Origin of the sequence: Rhizorhapis suberifaciens, assembly GCF_014200045.1 — a bacterium.
Taxonomy (GTDB): domain Bacteria; phylum Pseudomonadota; class Alphaproteobacteria; order Sphingomonadales; family Sphingomonadaceae; genus Rhizorhapis; species Rhizorhapis suberifaciens.
In genome coordinates this window covers 169,857-188,480 of sequence record NZ_JACHOV010000008.1, presented here as the reverse complement: position 1 = coordinate 188,480, position 18,624 = coordinate 169,857, and the positions used below count along the sequence as shown (strand labels likewise).

Genomic DNA, 18,624 nt, shown 5'->3' with positions numbered 1-18,624 from the left:
CGCGGACTTAACTCCACGCCCGGCTTTCGCAGGCCATGCTCACAAAGTGGCTTCGATCTCACGCGCCGCCATATCGGGATCGGTCGCCTGTGTGATGGGCCGGCCCACTACGATGATGGAAGCGCCGTTATCGATGGCCTGACGAGGTGTCACAGCCCGCTTCTGGTCGGCCATCTTGCCGTCAACCGGTCGAACCCCCGGTACAACGAAAAAGCCTTCGGGCCATAGCTTTCGCGCCGTTGCGACTTCCTGGCCCGAGCAGACAATTCCGTCCAGTCCTGCGTCCCGCGCAAGCCGGGTGAGTCGCTCGACCTGATCATGCGGCTGATCGGCAATGCCCACATCGTGGAGATCGCTGCCGTCCAGGCTGGTCAGCACGGTAACGGCGACGACCTTGGTGCCGGAATTGGCCGCTGCCTTTGCATCCTCCAGCATCGCGCGCCCGCCCGAGGCGTGGACAGTCAATATGGCAGGTTCCAACAGGTGCAACGCCTGGATCGCCTTGGCGACGGTGTTGGGAATGTCGTGAAGCTTCAGGTCGAGGAAGATCGGAAGGCCGAACTTCATCATTTCGTGCACGCCATGATGACCATTGGCGCAGAAGAACTCCAGGCCAAGCTTCAGCCCGCCGACATGATAACGCACAGACGCAGCCAGATCCTTGGCCTTTTCAAGGTCAGGCGTGTCTATGGCTACATAAATGGGGCTAGTCATATCGCACCGGGGGGTACGGCAGTGGAAGTGCCAGATGGTGATAAGACGGTCGAAGACGTGGAAATCGCGCGATTATCGGACAAGGCCCGCTCGACGCTGTCCAAGCGTCTGCGCAAACGCCAGCGCATGGCGCGGTAATAGATCCATAGCGGCAGACTTCCCAGAATGAACGCGCCGATGACCAGAACCGGCAATTTGGTGTCCATGCGAAGCCCGTCCCACAGGTTGACCGTCACTGGCGTCCAATTGCTAACGGAAAACACCACGATCACGACAGCTAGGGCCACCCAAAATGCGGTACGGAAAAACTGCATGTACGCCCTCACTTCTGTTCTGCTTTCCGCCGAACTTATGCGATTTCGCACCTGCATGCCAGTGTGCAGCGAAACGATCCTCAGTGAGAGCCAAAAACCCGGTCGAAGATGGTATCCACATGCTTGAAATGATAATCGAGATTGAACCTCTCCTCGATCTCTTCGGTGCTTAAAGCGGCAGAGACATCGGGATCAGCCTTTAGCAGATCCATGAGTGACAACGCGCCGTCGGATTCCCACACCTTCATGGCGTTGCGCTGAACAAGACGGTAAGCATCCTCGCGACTGACGCCGGCCTGGGTGAGGGCCAGAAGTACGCGCTGCGAATGTACGAGGCCGCCCATCTTGTCGAGGTTCTTCTGCATCCGTGCGGGATAGACGAGCAGCTTGTCGATTACGCCGGACAGTCGTGCCAGCGCGAAGTCCAGGGTGATGGTGGCGTCAGGTCCGATATAACGTTCGACCGAGCTGTGGGAAATGTCGCGCTCATGCCACAGAGCGACATTCTCCATCGCCGGGTTCGCATAGCCACGGACGATGCGCGCCAGGCCAGTCAGATTTTCCGTCAGCACCGGGTTGCGTTTGTGCGGCATGGCGCTGGAGCCCTTTTGTCCCGGCGAGAAATATTCCTCGGCTTCCAGAACTTCGGTACGCTGGAGATGGCGGACCTCCACTGCCAGCCGTTCGATCGATGAGGCGATGACGCCCAGCGTTGCGAAATACATTGCGTGGCGATCACGGGGTATGACCTGGGTCGATACGGGCTCGACGGCGAGGCTCAATTTCTCCGCCACATGAATTTCAACCTGCGGATCGATATTGGCGAATGTGCCCACGGCGCCCGAAATGGCACAGGTTGCAACTTCGGCGCGGGCCTGCTCCAGACGGCTGCGGCAGCGGGCGAACTCGGCGTAGGCCTCAGCCATTTTAAGTCCAAACGTCACCGGTTCGGCATGAATGCCATGGCTGCGCCCGATCGTGGGGGTCAGCTTGTGTTCGAAGGCGCGGCGCTTGATCACCTCCAGCAGCTTGTCGATGTCGACGAGCAAAATGTCCGTCGCACGGGCGAGTTGGACCGCCAGGCAGGTGTCGAGCACGTCTGAGCTGGTCATGCCCTGGTGCATGAAGCGGGCTTCATCGCCGACATTTTCCGCGACCCATGTCAGGAATGCGATCACGTCGTGCTTGGTGACCGCCTCGATGGCGTCAATGGCTTCAACGTCGATCGTGGGATTGGTGGACCACCAGTCCCACAGCGCCTTGGCCGCGGCCTTTGGCACCACACCCAGTTCCGCAAGCGCATCGGTGGCGTGCGCCTCAATCTCGAACCAGATGCGAAACTTCGATTCCGGTTCCCAGATGGCAACCATGTCGGGACGGGAATAACGCGGGACCATGCGGCGAATCCTGATATCAGCTTTGAAGGATGGGGTCCGCTAGCAGGCCTCCTGCAAGAGGGCAATCGCCCGACTTGCCTGGGCGGGGCGGAACGGCTTATCCCGTGCAAGGCGCAAATGCGGGATAGCCCGGCTCCATCATGGGGCGGCTTGCGCGACCCTTTTCTCATTTGTCGGAACGGAAGCGGCGATAACGCATATGTTAACCGCGTCCACGTCCGATGTCCCTAGGGTCGCGCAAAATTGGAGAAGCACATGCTACGTTACCTTCTTTGTTCCTCAGCCCTCTTGTTGGCTAGTCCTGCACTAGCGCAGGACACGGCTCCAGGGAGTGAAGCTGCCCCTCAGCAGGGTGCAACAGCAACTCCGGAGCAGGCTCAGTCAGCTACCACGGTCGATGTGGCGGCCGTTGTCAATAGCGAGTTCCCGACCTATGACAGCGATAAGAGCGGTGACCTGAGTAAAGGAGAATTCTCCACCTGGATGACGACGCTCAAGAAAGCGGAAGCCGCAACCACCGGGCAGGCGCTTGGTGATCAGGAGATAGCCGCTTGGGCAGGCGCAGCCTTCGCCATGGCAGATCAGGACAAGAGCAAGGCTGTCAGCAAGACGGAACTTGTCACCTATCTGGGCGGATGAAGGCCTTCTAAATTGTCATGAATAGGCGGCTCGGAAATTTCCGAGCCGTTTTTTCGACGGAGAAAGTCACTGTTGCGCGAGGCCCAATGGCGACTTACCTTCCGCGTAGCATTTCGATAATGGCAGAGAAATCGCGGCCACCCTCCCCGGAGGAGGCCAGCATCTGATATAGCGCCTCGGCGGCGCTGCCCATGGGAACGCTGGCATCGACCGCGTGCGCGGCCTGCGTAGCGAGCTTCAGGTCTTTCAGCATCAGTGCAACCGCAAAGCCCCCCTGATAATTATTGTCCGCGGGGCTCTGTGGTCCCACGCCGGGGAGCGGACAGTAGCTTGTCATGGACCAGCTCTGCCCGGATGACACACTGGATATATCGTAGAAAGTCTGCGGATCGAGACCAAGCTTTTGCGCCATGGCAAAGGCTTCGCAGGTCGCTATCATGGTCGCGCCGAGCAGCATGTTGTTGCAAATCTTCGCTGCCTGGCCGTTGCCGGCATCTCCCGCATGAATGACCGCCTTACCCATCGCGGAAAGGATCGGTTTTGCCCGCTTGAAGGCGCCCGCCGAGCCGCCCACCATGAAGGTCAAGCTGCCTGATGCCGCAGCGGCGATGTCACCGGACACGGGAGCATCCACCATTTCGAAGCCTTTTTCGGTTGCCGCGGCCGTGACCTTGCGCGCTGTCACCACGTCGATGGTGGAGCAGTCCAGAAACAGGGTGCCGGGCGAAGCAACGTCGAACACCTCGCCATTATACACCATATCCACATGTTTGCCGGCCGGGAGCATCGTGACAACCGCGTCAGCTTCCTTGGCCGCCGCGCTGGCAGAAGCCGCGCGAAGACAGCCGGCTTTTTCCGCCTTGGCCAGGGCCGCTTCGCTAAGGTCAAAAGCAACGACGTCATGGCCTGCGCTTACCAGATTTGCGGCCATGCCGCCGCCCATGTTGCCCAGACCTATGAAGGCGATCTTGGTCATCGTTAAATCCTCTCAGGCATTGAGCTTAATTTAACGTTTATCGATGGTGTCCAGGCGCCGGAAACGGAACTTCGCTTCGCACCATCAGATGTGAATCAGCGCCCTTTCCAAACGCCGGAACGCTTTTCAACGAAAGCGGCCATGCCCTCTTTCTTGTCCTCCGTGGCCGTAAGGATCTGGAAAAGGCGCCGCTCAGTGAACAGGCCTTGATTAAGGCCCGTTTCGAAGGCGATGTTCACCATCTCCTTGTTGATCATTGCAGCCATGGGCGGCATCGCGGCGATTGCTGCGGCGGTCTTAATGGCGTCATCCACAAGCTCTGCCGCAGGGACGATGCGGGCGACCAAGCCAGAACGCTCGGCTTCTTCCGCACCCATCATGCGGCCCGTGAGACACATCTCCATTGCCTTCGCTTTGCCAACGGCGCGGGTGAGGCGCTGCGATCCACCCATTCCTGGGGCCACGCCTAGCTTGATCTCTGGCTGCCCGAATTTAGCGGTATCGGCGGCGAGGATGAAGTCGGCCATCATCGCCAGTTCGCACCCTCCACCAAGAGCAAAGCCGGCAACTGCGGCAATCCAGGGCTTGCGCGTGGCGGTGACCTTGCTGGTCCATTCAGAAAAGAAATCCTCCAGGAAAAACTCGGCGGCAGGCTTATCCGACATCTCCTTGATATCGGCGCCCGCGGCAAAGGCCTTTTCACTGCCAGTCAAGACGGCGCAGCGTTGTGAGGGATCTGCATCATATTTGGCGAAGGCATCGATGAGGTCGGCCAGCACCTGCGCGTTGAGAGCGTTCAATGCTTGAGGGCGGTTGAGTGTAATGAGCGTCACCGCGCCGCGGTGCTCCACTAGAATGGTTTCATAAGTCATCGATCATGCTCCAATTGGGGTAGGGGAGTCCACTCCTTCCCCACCGGAGGCGGGGCGAAGAGCGAGTCGAGAAGTTCAGGCGTAACAGCTTCAGGCGTTGCCGGCTCCCATTTGGGCGCGTTGTCCTTTTCAAAGATGACGGCCCGCACTCCCTCCACGAAATCCGGGCGACGAATGATATGACAGGCGAGGCGGTATTCCATCCGCATATTATCGGCGAAGTTCGTAAGCCTGGCCCCTTGCGCAAGCTGACGCAAGGCGACCTTGATTGTCTGCGGCGATTTCGTCGCCAGAACGGACAATTGCTCTTGCGCCCATTCTGACCCATCGAGATTCAAGGCGGTCAATATGTCTTCATAGCGGTCGGAAGCGAACAGATGGTCTATATATGCGCGCTGAGACTCCAGCTTTGAAGGTGGTGGCGCTTCATCCGCTTCGTCGAGAATGGCATCAATGCGTGACGGGCTGGCGATGATGCTTGTTTTGATATCGTCGAGGCGATCTGCGGGGGCATATTGGGTGGCAATGCCTATGGTTCTGCAATCCGATCCATTGATGCGCTCACCTGTGACTGCCAGATATACGCCCACCCGGCCGGGAAGCCGTGGCAGGAACCAGCCGCCGCCGACGTCGGGAAACAGACCAATGCCTGTTTCCGGCATGGCAAAAACCGTCCGCTCCGTGGCAACGCGATAGCGACAGGGTAATGAAACACCCACTCCGCCGCCCATGGTGATGCCATCGATGAATGCAACGACGGGCTTTTCATAGACGAACAGCAGGTGGTTCATCCGATATTCGGTGAAGAAGAACTGCTCGGCCTCCACGCAGTCGGTTTTTGCACTGCGGGCAATAAGAGCAATGTCACCGCCCGCGCAAAAACCGCGACCTTCGGCGTGGTCGATCATGACAGCGCTGATATGGTCATCCTTGCGCCAGTCGAGCAGCGCGCCGATGATCGTTTCGCACATGCCCGGGGTAAGGGCGTGAATAGCGTTCGGACGGTTCAGGCGGATACGGCCAACGCCATTTTCTTCCGATATCAGGACTTCTTCACTCACCCAGCTTTTCTCCAGCTACCGATCGGAACCGTCTCCAGGATTTGGTTCTCTTCACTGTCTCAACATGTCGCGGCCGATGATCATGCGCATGACTTGATTAGTCCCTTCGAGGATCGAGTGGACACGCAGATCGCGCCAGAAACGCTCAATCGGATAATCCTGCAGATATCCATAACCGCCGTGAAGCTGTAATGCCCGATCCACCACTGAAGAGCCAGTGTCGGTAGCAAAACGCTTTGCCATGGCCGCAAAGCGGGTCTTGTCCGGCGCGTTCTCGGTAACCTTGACCGCAGCGGCGTACAGGAGCGTGCGGGCGGCTTGTAACTCCGTTTCCATATCGGCCAGCGTGAACTGCGTTGCCTGGAAATCCGCAATAGCCTGTCCGAATTGCTTGCGATCCCTGGTGTATTTTACAGCCTCGTCGATGCAGCGCTGCGCGCCTCCCAGAGAGCAGGCGCCGATATTGAGGCGGCCGCCATCAAGACCCATCATCGCGATCTTGAAGCCGTTGCCTTCAGGACCGATCAGATTTTCGGCAGGAACTCGGACGCCATCGAAATTGACCTGCGATGTGGGCTGGGAATGCCAGCCAAGCTTCTTCTCCTGGATGCCGAAACTCACCCCCGGCATGTCTTTTTCAATGGCAAGGCAGCTTATGCCTTTTGCTCCTTCATCGCCTGTTCGGACCATGACGAGGTAAATTTCATTCTGACCTCCGCCCGAAATAAATTGTTTCGAACCCGTTACAATGTAATCCGCGCCGTCCTTGACAGCTTTTGTCTTGAGACCGGCCGCATCGGAGCCTGCGCCCGCCTCGGTCAGGCAATAGCTCGCCATCTTGTCCATATGGATCAGCGAGGAAAGATATTTGCTCTTTACCGTCTGCGAACCGAAGCGGTCGATCATCCAAGCGCACATATTATGGATGGAGATGAATGCGCTGGTGGAGGGGCAGCCATAGGCCATGGCTTCCATGATTATCGCAGATTCGAGCCGTCCCAAACCAATGCCGCCTGACTCCGTTGATACATAAATGCCGCCGAAGCCAAGGTCGGCCGCCGCGCGAATGGTGTCACGGGGAAAAATATGTTTCTCATCCCATTCGGCCGCGAAGGGAGTGATGGCCTCGGCGGTAAATTTGCGGGCCATATCCTGAATGGCGCGCTGGTCGTCGGTAAGGTCAAACTGGCTCGTCATGTCCAAATCTTATCAGCTCAGTGTGGGAATGACGAACGCGTTCTCGCCGGTGACGGAACCGTCGGGCCAGCGCTGGGTTATGGTCTTGATCTTGGTCCAGAACTTGACGCCTTCCATGCCATGCTGGTTGGTGTCGCCAAAGGCTGAACGTTTCCATCCGCCAAAGCTGTGATAGGCTACCGGTACAGGGATCGGAACATTGATGCCAACCATCCCCACATCGACGCGGGCGGCGAATTCGCGCGCCGCATGGCCGTTGCGGGTGAATATTGCGACGCCATTGCCATATTGGTGCTGGCTGGGGAGCGCCAGCGCTTCCTCAAAACTGTCCGCGCGCACCATTTGCAGTACAGGACCGAAGATTTCTTCCTGATAGCTTCGCATGGTCGGCTTTACATGGTCGAACAACGTCGGGCCGACGAAGAAGCCTTCCTCATGGCCCTGAAGCTTGAAACCACGGCCGTCGACGACCAATTCGGCGCCTTCTTCAACGCCCATTTGAATGTAGCTTTCGATCTTCGCCTTGTGCGCGGCGGTGACGACCGGGCCATAATGCGCCTCGGGGTCGGTGGACACGCCTACGCGCAGCCCCTCGATCGCGGGGATCAGCTTTTCGCGCAAACTATTGGCAATCTTCTCTCCGACCGGGGTCACCACCGGAAGCGCCATGCAGCGTTCACCTGCCGAACCGAAAGCCGCGCCAGATAGGTCGTTCACCACCTGATCGAGATCGGCATCGGGCATAACGATACCGTGATTCTTTGCGCCGCCCATCGCCTGCACGCGCTTTCCGGCGTCCACGCCACGCTTGTAGACATAATGGGCAATGTCCGACGAGCCGACGAAGGAGACGGCCTTTATGTCGGGATGGTCGAGGATCGCATCCACCATTTCCTTGTCGCCCTGCAGAACCTGAAGGATGCCATCAGGCCCACCGGCTTCCTTGAACAGTTCGGCCAGACGGATGGGAAGGGAGGGATCGCGCTCAGAGGGTTTGAGGATGAAGGCGTTGCCGCACGCAACAGCGACACCGAACATCCACATCGGGATCATGCCGGGAAAGTTGAACGGCGTGATGCCAGCGCCGATGCCCAAAGGCTGGCGCATGGAATATACATCGATGCCAGGCCCTGCGCCCTGGGTATATTCACCTTTCAGGACATGCGGGATGCCACAGCAAAATTCAATCACCTCCAGGCCGCGCTGAATGTCGCCCTTGGCATCGGCAATGACCTTGCCATGCTCTGACGAGAGCAGATGAGCAAGATCGTTCATGTTGCTTTCGACCAGCGCTTTGAAGTTGAACATCACCCGGGCCCGCCGTTGCGGATTCGTGGCTGCCCATGCCGGTTGAGCCCCCTTTGCGATCTCCACTGCGCGGTCGAGTTCCAGCTTAGTGCCCAGCGTCACCTGCGCTTGGACGCTGCCGTCATTTGGATTGAAGATGTCGCTTTTGCGGTTGCCTCCGCTTGAAGGGCCGCCGCCAATGAAATGTTCGACTATGCGCATGGGAAATATCCTCGATATGTCGGTTTGGCTGCGGAATAGTCCTGTTTTAAGACTGGGCAAAGGTTTGACTTTGCAGGAGATGGCTGCAAAAATGCAGCTCTATGCACTGGGATGATCTGCGTTTTTTCCTGTCCGTCGCACGAGCGGGACAAATCGGACGGGCCGCACCCCTGTTGCGTGCTGATCCGACGACGGTGTCTCGTCGGATCAGGCGGCTTGAGGCGGAATTAGGCCAGGTGCTGTTCGAACAGGCACGGGAAGGGCAAAGGCTGACGGCGGCGGGGCGATCACTGCTGGTCCGGGCGGAGGAGATGGAACGCTGTGCCAGCGCTATCGGAGAGGAGAGTGCGGGAGAAGGGAAGGCGTCGGGCGTCTTGAGGATCAGTGTGTCCGAAGGCTTTGGCACCTGGGTCGTCGCCCCTCATCTGCACCATTTTGCCACCGGCCATCCGGCAATAACCATTGACCTCACCGCGAGCAGCGGCTTTTTAAGTCCGTCCAAACGGGAAACGGATATCGCCATTTTGCTGGCCAGGCCGCGCAGGGGACCACTGCTGACGCGAAAGCTGACCGACTATACCCTGGGGCTGTATGCCGCCCGCCAATATCTGGAAGAGACCGGCGGTGTCCTGAACCGCAACGCACTGAGCGCTCATCGCGTCATCGGGTATATTCCCGATCAGCTTTACGCGCCGGAACTAGACTATTTGGCCGAACTTCTTCCGGGACTGGAGGCGCACCTCCGCAGTTCCAGCATCAACGCGCAACATCGGCTTTGCCACGCGGGTGCCGGGCTGGCTATCCTGCCGGATTTCATCGGTAGCCAGGATGGCGCGTTGCAGCGGGTGCTTCTGGATTTCACCCTACATCGCGCCTTCTGGATCGCCATTCATCAGGACGTACGCAATCTTGCGCGGGTCAGCTTGTTCAATGATTGGCTAACCGAGCTGGTGAATGAAAAGGCAGGCCTGTTGAAGTGGCGGTCACAATAAGGGCGGCCGATTACCTAAGCCAGATCATCCCAATAGGACCGCATATCCACCGCATCGATGATCTTGCCACCCGCCATGAATACGGTGCCCGTGCACGCCAGCGCCAGCAACATTCCACCATAGCCGGGATATTGCTGCATATAGTGGACGCCTCGTTCGGTGGCCCCAAGGGACAGGGCATAGATAACCAGAAAGGCCTCAAACTTGGTCTTTATGGTAAACAGGCGCTTTATCGTCGTCCACATGATCTTCACCACAGCAATTCATATGCCATCCGCGGAATTGTGCGAATGGGTGAGGTGAATAATAAGTAAATTGTCAGAAAGGTCGACAGTCTTAACTATAGAATATTGGTTAACCTGAGATGGTTAATGACTTCAAGCCGTGCGCGTTCGACATCGGAGACGAGAGCCGAACTGGTGAGGTCCTGTGCCAGGATTTGCTCCGGCCATGACCGTTCGACAATGGCCGCAATGGCATCCAGCCTTTCTTCGTTCAGGAGAAAACGCGGATCGATGTCTTCAGGATCAGCGACCACCCGCAGGCGCAGGCAGGCCGGTCCGCCGCCATTGGCCATCGACTGCCGCACATCGACCGGGATGAGGCGGCGAATAGGGCCGTTGCCTTTCACCAGTGCCTGCAGCCAGTTCCAGACGGCGGGCCTATCCTGCGCCTCTGTAGGCAGGATCAGCGCCATTCCCGCGTCGTCAGGAAAAGTGACGAGCTGCGCGTTGAATACGTAACTTTTGATGGCCTCTGCAAGGCTTACCGCTGAGGCAGGGACCTCAATAATTTCTACCTCGGGCAGCATGAGGCGCAGGTTCGCGTAAAAGGCTTCCTTATCGGCAAAGGCCAGTTCATGTGCAAACAGCACATTCTCATTGGCGACGGCCACGACGTCGTTGTGAAAGGCGCCGGCAGCGAGGGCTTCTTCCGATTGTTGGACAAACAGGGTGCGGGCCGGGTCCAGTCGGTGGATCCGGGCTATGGCCTTGCTGGCCTCCTTATGTTGCCGTGCCGGAAACGGGCCTCCGCTTTTCCCATAGACGAACACTTCTACGCCTGGCGACCCATGGCTGACGCAGAGGCGCATATGATTGGCCGCTCCTTCATCGCCAAAAGGGGGCGGAACCGGGCCATGTACGGCGAAGCGTGAAGAGGCGAATGCGGTTTTCAGCTGCGCTAATGTATCTGGCCACTCATGGCTGCGATGCGCCATGGTCAGTAGGTTGGCGGCGGTCAGGTGGCATTTACCGTCCCGCGTGTCTGGAGAAGGGGAGACCGTAGCGGCATTGGCCGCCCACATTGCGGAGGCGGACCATGCCGCAGCGCGGATTGGAGGCTCAGCGCTATTGTTGTGGGTGCCCAGGGATTGCAACCAGACCATGTTCGGCCGCTTATGGGGAAGGAACAAGCCTTGGACCAGGCCCAGTTCCAGATTGCCGCGCATCTTGGAAATGCCCTGCAAGGCCGCGGCCTTTGGAAAAGCTACATGGCCTGCATTGCTGGTGGAGGCCAGATTGCCGAGGCTTAGTCCAGCATAATTATGGCTGGGACCTATAAGGCCATCGAAATTGATTTCCTTGAGGGGCATAGTTACCTCGTGGTGCGTAGCCGAGGGTATCCGTGTTGGGATTGGAGGGGAAGGGCTATGGTGAGGGGCGGTAGATGTGCGCTGCATAGCCGGGAGCCCGGAGTCTTGGGGGCTCGTGACAGTAGCGCCCGACGATCTTGGACAAGCCGTTCGTTCCGAGCGAAGTCGAGGGACAGCGGCTTGGCTCAACCTTCTCGACTTCAGAAGGCTGAAATTTATTTTGAGCGCCGCTTTGCCGGCAGTCGAAGGGCTCGGCATAAACGGTGGCGAGATAATCTAGGATGATCATGTCCTGTTTGGACGGATCACTCTTCATTTTGCGAACCTAGCCTAGAACGCGCCGACCGGCCAACGTCCTCCAACTACGCTCCGGACGAACGGCTCAATGTAAACAAGACGCACCTATGCCCCCGCCCGAGCGGCAGCGCTCCGGTCAAATATGGATCGGCTTGCCCAGAACCGCCATGGCGGCCTCCTTGACCGCTTCATTATGCGTGGGGTGCGCGTGGCATGTGTAGGCGATATCCTCCGACGACGCGCCGAATTCCATCGCTTGCGCCGCCTGCGCAATCATGGTGCCCGCGACCGAAGCAATTATGTGGACGCCGAGCACCTTGTCGGTGTCGGCATCCGCGATGACCTTTACAAAGCCGTCCGTGTCGCGGTTCGTCTTTGCCCGGCTGTTGGCCAGCATCGGAAATTTACCGATCTTGACCGCGCCGCGTTCCTTCGCCTGCTCTTCGGTCAGGCCGACGCTGGCGATTTCCGGATAGGTATAGACGACCGCCGGAATGACGTCATGATTTACCACGCCGGTAAGGCCGGCGATGTTCTCTGCAACGGCAATGCCTTCATCTTCGGCCTTATGCGCGAGCATGGGCCCCGGAATAACATCGCCGATCGCCCAGATGCCAGCAACCTTGGTAGAGAAATCATGGTCGGTTTCTATCTGGCCGCGATTATTGGTGACGAGGCCCGCATTTTCCAGCCCCAGCTTGTCGGTATTGGGTCGGCGGCCGATGGCGACGAGGACTGCGTCGGTCTCGATCGTTTCCGAAGCGCCGCCAGCGGCTGGCTCCACGGTCAGCTCCGCCTTGCCGTTTTTGGCGGTAGCGCCGGTGACCTTTGTGGAAAGCTTGATCTCAAATCCCTGCTTCTTGAACAGCTTGGCGGCTTCCTTGCGTACTTCGCTGTCCATTCCGGGAAGCAACTGATCAAGAAATTCGACCACTGTCACCTTCGCGCCCAGACGACGCCATACGGACCCGAGTTCAAGGCCGATGACTCCGCCTCCGATAACGACCATATGCTTGGGCACTTTGGACAGGGCCAACGCGCCCGTGCTGTCAACGATAACCTTGTCGTCGATTTCTACGCCCGGCAGCGGGGTGACGGATGAACCGGTGGCAATGACGATGTTTTTCGCGCTATAGCTTTTTCCTGCCACTTCGACTGTATGCGCGTCCTTGAACGCGGCATATCCCTTCAGCCAATCAACCTTGTTCTTTTTAAAGAGATACTCGACCCCGCCGGTAAGCTCTCCTACCGCCTTGGTTTTTTCCGCGTGCATCTGCGCCACGTCGATCTTCGCGCCCGTTATTTTAACCCCGAACTTTTCAAGCGCGCCGGAGGCAGCTTCTTCATAGAGTTCCGACGCGTGGAGGAGTGCCTTGGACGGGATGCAGCCGACATTCAGGCAGGTTCCACCCAATGTTTCTCGCCCTTCCGCACAGGCCGTTTTCAAGCCCAACTGCGCTGCACGAATGGCGGCGACATAGCCACCGGGACCAGCACCGATTACCAGGACGTCATAGTCGAACTCTGCCATTTTAACCTCTTCAAATGTGCTCCTGCGAAAGCAGGAGCCCAGGGTGGTTCAGAACAAGCGGTCGAACAGATCCAGCCATTGGGGGTTTTCCCGCTCTATCAGCTCAACCTTCCAACTCCGTTTCCATTTCTTCATTTGCAGTTCGCGACGGCGCGCTTTCTGCAAGTCCTCATAATGCTCGTACCAGACCAGCAATTTGCAGCCATGTTCCCGGGTGAAGCCGTTGATCAGGCCATTTGCGGTGCTGATAGGCTCGTGCCACGAGATGGTTGGTCACGCCGAGATACAGCGTTCCATTTCGCCGGTTGGCCATCAGGTAAACGAAGCCTGCTTTCGTGGTGCCCTCCACCCTGGGCTCCTGCTTTCGCAGGAGCACTGAAACTACAGATCGATCAGCAACCGGGTCGGATCCTCGATCGCGTTCTTGAGCGCCACCAGGAACGTCACTGCTTCGCGCCCGTCGATGATGCGATGGTCATAGGATAGCGCCAGATACATCATCGGCCGCGCCACGATCTGACCGTTCACGACGACCGGCCGTTCCTCGATGCGGTGGAGGCCCAGAACCGCGCTCTGCGGCGGGTTGATGATCGGGGTGGAGAGCAGCGAGCCGAAGACGCCGCCATTGGAAATGGTGAAGGTGCCGCCCTTCATTTCCTCGATGGTGAGCGAGCCGTCCTTGGCGCGCTTGCCGAAGTCGCCGATGGTCCGCTCGACCTGCGCCACGCTCATGTCCTGTGCGTCGCGGATGACCGGCACGACAAGGCCATTGGGAGCACTGACCGCGACCGAAATGTCGGCATAGTCGTGGTACACGATCTCGTCGCCTTCGATGAAGGCATTTACTGCAGGTACATCCTTCAGCGCCATGCAGGCGGCTTTCACGAAAAAGCCCATGAAGCCAAGCCGGACGCCATGCTTCTTTTCGAACAGGTCCTTATATTTGGTGCGCGCCTCCATGACCGCGGTCATGTCGACATCGTTGAAGGTCGTGAGCAGGGCCGCATTTTCCTGAGCGCTTTTCAAGCGCTTGGCGACGGTCTGGCGCAGGCGGGTCATGCGGACCCGTTCTTCCTTGCGGCCGGCGGCGACCGGAGCGGCGACAGGAGTCAAAGCGGGTGCAGGCGTCGCGGGACGTGCACTTCCGGCTTCGACGGCAGACATGACGTCATCCTTGGTGAGGCGGCCGTCCTTGCCCGATCCTTTGATGCTGCTGGGATCAAGCCCATGCTCCAGCACCAACCGGCGGACGGCAGGGGACAGGGTGAGCGCGGCGGAACTGCCTTCAGTTGATACCGCTTCAAGGGACGGAGCCGGAGCCGCAGCGGCGGCAGGTGCGGATGCCGCTTGAGCCTGTGCAGCGGGTTTTGCGGGGGCTCCGACGCCATCCTGGATATAGGCGATAATTGCGCCGACCTCGACCGTGTCGCCTTCAGCCACCACCAGATCGCCCATGACGCCGGCCTTGGGAGCAGGCACGTCAATCGCGACCTTGTCGGTTTCAAGGCTGGCAACCGGTTCATCGGCGGCCACTGGATCACCAGGCTTCTTCAACCATTGGCCGACCGTTGCTTCGGTGATGGATTCGCCGAGAACCGGCACTTTGACTTCGATTGCCATGGTCTTGATCAACCCTTCTGCTGGCGTTTGATTTCTTCACGGACGCTGTGCCCCAGAGCATCGGCGACTAGCGCGCCCTGTTCGGCGACGTGGCGCTTGGCAAGGCCGGTAGCCGGGGAGGCGGATGCCTTGCGGCCGGCATAGCGGGCGCGCTTTGGCCCGATGTCCGCCTGGGTGAGGCACTGTTCGATATAGGGCTCGACGAAGAACCAGGCACCGTTATTCTTGGGCTCTTCTTGCGCCCACACAATTTCTTCCAGATTGGTCATGCGTTTCAGACGCGTCACCAGCGGCTCGGCGGGGAAGGGGTAAAGCTGTTCGAGGCGGACGATCTGGGTATTCTTGTCACCGGCCGCGTCTCGCGCTTCGATCAGGTCATAGGCTACCTTGCCCGTGCAAAGGACCAGGCGCTTCGTATCTTCGTCCTTGGGCGCGCTGGGATCCGACAATATTCGCATGAAATGCGTGTCGCCCATGAAATCTTCGGCCTTTGACACCGCCATTTTATGACGAAGCAGCGACTTCGGGGTCATGATGATGAGCGGCTTGCGGAAGGAACGCAGCATTTGCCGCCGCAGGATATGGAAGTAATTTGCGGGCGTGGTGCAGTTCGCTACCTGGATATTGCCCTCTGCACAAAGCTGCAGATAGCGTTCCAGGCGCGCGGAGCTGTGTTCGGGGCCTTGACCCTCATAACCATGAGGCAACAGCAGGACGAGGCCGTTGGCGCGTAGCCACTTAGATTCCGAAGAGGCAATATATTGGTCGATTACGATCTGTGCGCCGTTGGCGAAATCGCCGAATTGCGCTTCCCAGAGGACCAGTGTTTTTGGATCGGCCATGGCATAGCCATATTCGAAACCGAGCACGCCATATTCTGATAGCGGGCTGTCCAGCACCTCGAAGCGCCCATGGGGAACAGTCGAGAGCGGAATATATTTCTCTTCGCTGTTCTGATCGACCCAGACGCTGTGCCGTTGGCTGAAAGTGCCGCGCCCTGAATCCTGGCCCGAAAGGCGCACACTATAGCCTTCGGAAAGCAAGCCGCCAAAAGCCAGCGCCTCCCCAGTGGCCCAGTCGAAATTTTGACCGGTGCGGAACATTTCCGCCTTCTGGTCCAGGATACGACGGAGTGTCTTGTGGACGTTATGGTTCTGCGGAACTGCCGTCAGGGTGCGGCCAAGGCTGTCTAACAGCTTCTTTTCGATTGCGGTATCGACATTCTGCCGAGCAGTTTCGATGTCCGCGGGCTGATGCAGGCCCGACCAGCGGCCCGCAAACCAATCCGCTTTGTTGGGCTTGTAGCTTTTTGCGCTATCGAACTCGTCTTCGAGATGTCCGGTGAATTCAGCGGTCACCGATGCGGCAAAGCTGTCATCAACCACGCCTTCGCTCTTTAGGCGCGCCGAGTAGATTTCGCTGACCGGCGGATGCTTCCGAATTTGGGCGTACATCAGCGGCTGCGTGAAGCTGGGCTCATCGCCCTCATTGTGACCAAAGCGGCGATAGCACCACATGTCGATGACGATGTCGCGGTGGAAGGTCTGGCGGAACTCAATCGCCATTTTGCAGGCAAAGGTCACGGCCTCAGGATCATCGCCATTCACGTGGAAGATGGGCGCCTGCACCCCCTTGGCCACATCGCTGGGATAGGGTGAGGAGCGTGCGAACTGCGGCGAGGTGGTAAAGCCCACCTGGTTGTTGACGATGAAGTGGATGCAGCCGCCAGTATTGTATCCGCGAATGCCCGAAAAACCGAGGCATTCCCAGACGATGCCTTGACCTGCAAAGGCCGCATCGCCGTGGATGAGAACCGGCAGCACTTCCTTGTGCTGCGCGAGGTCGTCGCGAATCACCTGCTGCGCGCGGACCTTGCCGAGCACTACCGGATCGACGGTTTCAAGGTGCGATGGGTTAGGCACCAGCGACATGTGGACGTTGACGCCGTCGAACTCGCGGTCGGTCGAGGTGCCAAGGTGATATTTGACGTCGCCTGATCCTCCGACGTCCTCGGGATTGGCTGTGCCACCCGAAAATTCGTGAAAGATGACGCGGAAGCCCTTCGCCATGACATTGGCCAGCACGTTGAGGCGGCCGCGATGCGCCATGCCGTACACGATCTCGCGCACGCCATAATGGCTGCCATATTTAATGACGCTTTCCAGCGCCGGGATCATGGATTCGCCGCCATCCAGGCCAAAGCGCTTGGTCCCGACATATTTCTTGCCGAGAAATTTCTCATATTGCTCGGCGTGAATGACCTTGGCCAAAATCGCTTTCTTGCCTTCCGGCGTGAATTCAATGGCCTTGTCCTTGCCCTCCATGCGATCCTGAAGGAAGCGGCGCTCCTCCACGTCGGAGATGTGCATATATTCCAGCCCAACATTGCCGCAGTAGTTGGCGCGCAAGATGTCGACCAGTTCACGCACGGTAGCGTTTTCAAGGCCCAGAGCGCCGCCCAGATAAACAGGCTTGTCAAGATCAGCGCCGGTAAAGCCGTGATATTCAGGGGTCAGATCCGCAGGCAAGTCCCGCTTGCTAAGGCCGAGGGGGTCGAGATTGGCGGCCAGATGCCCGCGCACGCGATAGGTGCGAATGAGCATCATGGCACGGATCGAGTCCGCGGCGGCGGCGGCAATGTCGGAGGCCGAGACAGCAGCCTTGGCCGGCTTGGCCGACTTTCCCTCAACCACCATCTGGGTTGGATCGAGGGCAGCCGTTAAACTGTCATCGTTTACTGGGGGCCAGTTCTTCCGCTGCCAGCTCGGCCCGGAAGCGCTTTGTTCCAGCCCGTCGAACCAGCGCTGCCATTCAGGCGCGACGCTCGAGGGGTTGACGGCAAACTGGCGGTAGAGCGATTCCACGAAGGAGGGGCTCACGCCCTCAATGCCTTCGAAATCCTGACCCTCGAAACCCATGAGACTTGTCCTTGATTGCCGGCCCGCCGCCGGGAAAAGCGGCGGGCTTTCTGGCTTGTTCTGAAAACAGAACGGATCGGCGTGCTATCGCCTTAGGCGGGAACGCCCTTCAGCAACGCGGCAAGGGTGGTGCCGAGTTCGGACGGGCTGGGGGACACGCGAATGCCCGCCGCTTCCATGGCGGCGATCTTGTCCTCCGCGCCGCCCTGGCCACCGGAGACAATCGCCCCAGCATGGCCCATGCGGCGGCCCGGAGGAGCAGTACGTCCGGCGATGAAGCCGACCATCGGCTTCTTGCGACCGCGCTTCGCCTCATCCTTGATGAACTGCGCGGCCTCTTCCTCAGCGCTGCCGCCGATTTCGCCGATCATGATGATGGATTCAGTGGCATCGTCCGCCAGGAATAGTTCCAGCACGTCAATGAAGTTGGTGCCGTTGACCGGGTCGCCGCCGATGCCGACCGCAGTGGTTTGTCCAAGGCCGGCTGCCGTGGTCTGATGCACGGCCTCATAAGTGAGCGTGCCAGAGCGGGAAACAACGCCGACGCTGCCCTTCTGGAAAATGCTACCCGGCATGATGCCGATCTTGCATTCATTCGGCGTCAGGACGCCCGGGCAATTGGGGCCGATCAAACGCGACTTGGAACCGCTCAGTGCCCGCTTTACGTGCACCATATCAAGAACCGGGATGCCTTCGGTGATGCAGACGATAAGCGGGATTTCCGCGTCGATGGCTTCCAGGATGGAGTCAGCCGCGAAGGGCGGCGGCACATAGATGACGCTGGCGTCCGCGCCGGTCGCCTGCTTGGCCTCCTGCACCGTGTCGAAGTTCGGCAGGCCGATATGGGTCGTGCCGCCCTTGCCCGGCGTCACGCCGCCGACCATCTGCGTGCCATAAGCCAGCGCCTGCTCCGTATGGAACGTGCCGGTCGCGCCGGTCATCCCCTGAGTAAGCACTTTCGTGTTTTTGTTCACGAGAATTGACATCTAATTC

The 18,624-nt window shown here is 58.8% G+C and carries 16 protein-coding genes and 1 pseudogene; 2 read left to right on the top strand and 15 right to left on the bottom strand.

Going from position 1 to position 18,624, the window contains the following annotated elements; all coding sequences use genetic code 11:
- Positions 1-39: 39 nt before the first annotated feature.
- The 3 genes from pyrF to purB all read right to left on the bottom strand — a co-directional run bounded on the left by pyrF (position 40) and on the right by purB (position 2,425).
- The gene (gene pyrF, locus HNQ99_RS11590; protein ID WP_184475810.1) at positions 40-714 is read right to left on the bottom strand and encodes an orotidine-5'-phosphate decarboxylase; all 675 of its coding nucleotides are present in this window, start codon (positions 712-714) and stop codon (positions 40-42) included.
- Positions 711-1,028 carry a lipopolysaccharide assembly protein LapA domain-containing protein gene (locus HNQ99_RS11585; RefSeq protein WP_184475809.1) on the bottom strand — a complete coding sequence of 106 codons (318 nt, stop codon included), beginning with the start codon at positions 1,026-1,028 and terminating at the stop codon, positions 711-713. Before HNQ99_RS11585 ends, pyrF begins: the two co-directional genes overlap by 4 nt.
- Before the next feature lie 80 nt (positions 1,029-1,108).
- A complete protein-coding gene (purB, locus tag HNQ99_RS11580) occupies positions 1,109-2,425 on the bottom strand; it encodes an adenylosuccinate lyase (RefSeq protein ID WP_184475808.1) in 1,317 nt (438 codons plus the stop codon).
- A gap of 255 nt (positions 2,426-2,680) precedes the next feature.
- On the opposite strand from purB, the gene HNQ99_RS11575 reads away from it, so the two are divergent.
- Entirely contained in the window at positions 2,681-3,064 is a 384-nt protein-coding gene (locus tag HNQ99_RS11575; protein WP_184475807.1) for an EF-hand domain-containing protein, read from the top strand.
- Positions 3,065-3,158: 94 nt separating this feature from the next.
- Here the strand turns inward: HNQ99_RS11575 and mmsB are convergent, their stop codons facing one another.
- The 5 genes from mmsB to HNQ99_RS11550 form a co-directional block, all read right to left on the bottom strand.
- Positions 3,159-4,040 (bottom strand): 3-hydroxyisobutyrate dehydrogenase, encoded by an 882-nt coding sequence (gene mmsB, locus HNQ99_RS11570; RefSeq protein WP_184475806.1) that lies wholly within the window; start codon positions 4,038-4,040, stop codon positions 3,159-3,161.
- A 95-nt stretch (positions 4,041-4,135) separates the two neighbouring features.
- Positions 4,136-4,912: an enoyl-CoA hydratase-related protein gene (locus HNQ99_RS11565; protein WP_184475805.1), complete on the bottom strand. Its 777-nt coding sequence runs from the start codon at positions 4,910-4,912 to the stop codon at positions 4,136-4,138.
- Positions 4,909-5,973 (bottom strand): enoyl-CoA hydratase/isomerase family protein, encoded by a 1,065-nt coding sequence (locus tag HNQ99_RS11560; protein WP_184475804.1) that lies wholly within the window; start codon positions 5,971-5,973, stop codon positions 4,909-4,911. The genes HNQ99_RS11565 and HNQ99_RS11560 overlap by 4 nt, the downstream gene beginning before the upstream one ends.
- A gap of 51 nt (positions 5,974-6,024) precedes the next feature.
- Entirely contained in the window at positions 6,025-7,170 is a 1,146-nt protein-coding gene (locus HNQ99_RS11555) for an acyl-CoA dehydrogenase family protein (RefSeq protein WP_184475803.1), read from the bottom strand.
- A gap of 12 nt (positions 7,171-7,182) precedes the next feature.
- Complete coding sequence (locus HNQ99_RS11550) at positions 7,183-8,679, bottom strand: CoA-acylating methylmalonate-semialdehyde dehydrogenase (protein WP_184475802.1); 1,497 nt, start codon at positions 8,677-8,679, stop codon at positions 7,183-7,185.
- Between the two features lie 101 nt (positions 8,680-8,780).
- Between HNQ99_RS11550 and HNQ99_RS11545 the strand changes: the two genes are divergently transcribed.
- Complete coding sequence (locus tag HNQ99_RS11545; protein WP_184475801.1) at positions 8,781-9,671, top strand: LysR family transcriptional regulator; 891 nt, start codon at positions 8,781-8,783, stop codon at positions 9,669-9,671.
- 14 nt (positions 9,672-9,685) lie between these two features.
- Here HNQ99_RS11545 and HNQ99_RS11540 read toward each other — a convergent pair whose 3' ends face one another.
- The 7 genes and pseudogenes from HNQ99_RS11540 to sucD all read right to left on the bottom strand — a co-directional run bounded on the left by HNQ99_RS11540 (position 9,686) and on the right by sucD (position 18,617).
- Positions 9,686-9,916, bottom strand: a complete 231-nt coding sequence (locus HNQ99_RS11540) for a hypothetical protein (RefSeq protein WP_184475848.1) — start codon at positions 9,914-9,916, stop codon at positions 9,686-9,688.
- 95 nt (positions 9,917-10,011) lie between these two features.
- Positions 10,012-11,265 carry an N-succinylarginine dihydrolase gene (locus HNQ99_RS11535; protein ID WP_184475800.1) on the bottom strand — a complete coding sequence of 418 codons (1,254 nt, stop codon included), beginning with the start codon at positions 11,263-11,265 and terminating at the stop codon, positions 10,012-10,014.
- A 433-nt stretch (positions 11,266-11,698) separates the two neighbouring features.
- Positions 11,699-13,093: a dihydrolipoyl dehydrogenase gene (gene lpdA, locus HNQ99_RS11530; protein ID WP_184475799.1), complete on the bottom strand. Its 1,395-nt coding sequence runs from the start codon at positions 13,091-13,093 to the stop codon at positions 11,699-11,701.
- Positions 13,094-13,141: 48 nt separating this feature from the next.
- A pseudogene (locus HNQ99_RS11525) lies at positions 13,142-13,406 on the bottom strand (GIY-YIG nuclease family protein).
- A 68-nt stretch (positions 13,407-13,474) separates the two neighbouring features.
- A complete protein-coding gene (odhB, locus tag HNQ99_RS11520; protein ID WP_184475798.1) occupies positions 13,475-14,713 on the bottom strand; it encodes a 2-oxoglutarate dehydrogenase complex dihydrolipoyllysine-residue succinyltransferase in 1,239 nt (412 codons plus the stop codon).
- A gap of 8 nt (positions 14,714-14,721) precedes the next feature.
- Positions 14,722-17,631, bottom strand: a complete 2,910-nt coding sequence (locus tag HNQ99_RS11515) for a 2-oxoglutarate dehydrogenase E1 component (RefSeq protein WP_184475797.1) — start codon at positions 17,629-17,631, stop codon at positions 14,722-14,724.
- Positions 17,632-17,723: 92 nt separating this feature from the next.
- On the bottom strand, positions 17,724-18,617 hold the full coding sequence (sucD, locus tag HNQ99_RS11510; RefSeq protein WP_184475796.1) for a succinate--CoA ligase subunit alpha: 894 nt from the start codon (positions 18,615-18,617) through the stop codon (positions 17,724-17,726).
- Positions 18,618-18,624 lie beyond the last annotated feature (7 nt).

Bases quoted from the DNA above. Each gene is read 5' to 3' on its own strand.
- mmsB (WP_184475806.1), bottom strand. From the start codon at position 4,040: ATGACCAAGATCGCCTTCATAGGTCTGGGCAACATGGGCGGCGGCATG.
- sucD (WP_184475796.1), bottom strand. From the start codon at position 18,617: ATGTCAATTCTCGTGAACAAAAACACGAAAGTGCTTACTCAGGGGATG.
- HNQ99_RS11535 (WP_184475800.1), bottom strand. From the start codon at position 11,265: ATGCCCCTCAAGGAAATCAATTTCGATGGCCTTATAGGTCCCAGCCAT.
- HNQ99_RS11585 (WP_184475809.1), bottom strand. From the start codon at position 1,028: ATGCAGTTTTTCCGTACCGCATTTTGGGTGGCCCTAGCTGTCGTGATC.
- odhB (WP_184475798.1), bottom strand. From the start codon at position 14,713: ATGGCAATCGAAGTCAAAGTGCCGGTTCTCGGCGAATCCATCACCGAA.
- HNQ99_RS11515 (WP_184475797.1), bottom strand. From the start codon at position 17,631: ATGGGTTTCGAGGGTCAGGATTTCGAAGGCATTGAGGGCGTGAGCCCC.
- HNQ99_RS11575 (WP_184475807.1), top strand. From the start codon at position 2,681: ATGCTACGTTACCTTCTTTGTTCCTCAGCCCTCTTGTTGGCTAGTCCT.
- purB (WP_184475808.1), bottom strand. From the start codon at position 2,425: ATGGTCCCGCGTTATTCCCGTCCCGACATGGTTGCCATCTGGGAACCG.
- HNQ99_RS11540 (WP_184475848.1), bottom strand. From the start codon at position 9,916: ATGTGGACGACGATAAAGCGCCTGTTTACCATAAAGACCAAGTTTGAG.
- pyrF (WP_184475810.1), bottom strand. From the start codon at position 714: ATGACTAGCCCCATTTATGTAGCCATAGACACGCCTGACCTTGAAAAG.
- HNQ99_RS11565 (WP_184475805.1), bottom strand. From the start codon at position 4,912: ATGACTTATGAAACCATTCTAGTGGAGCACCGCGGCGCGGTGACGCTC.
- HNQ99_RS11545 (WP_184475801.1), top strand. From the start codon at position 8,781: ATGCACTGGGATGATCTGCGTTTTTTCCTGTCCGTCGCACGAGCGGGA.
- lpdA (WP_184475799.1), bottom strand. From the start codon at position 13,093: ATGGCAGAGTTCGACTATGACGTCCTGGTAATCGGTGCTGGTCCCGGT.
- HNQ99_RS11555 (WP_184475803.1), bottom strand. From the start codon at position 7,170: ATGACGAGCCAGTTTGACCTTACCGACGACCAGCGCGCCATTCAGGAT.
- HNQ99_RS11550 (WP_184475802.1), bottom strand. From the start codon at position 8,679: ATGCGCATAGTCGAACATTTCATTGGCGGCGGCCCTTCAAGCGGAGGC.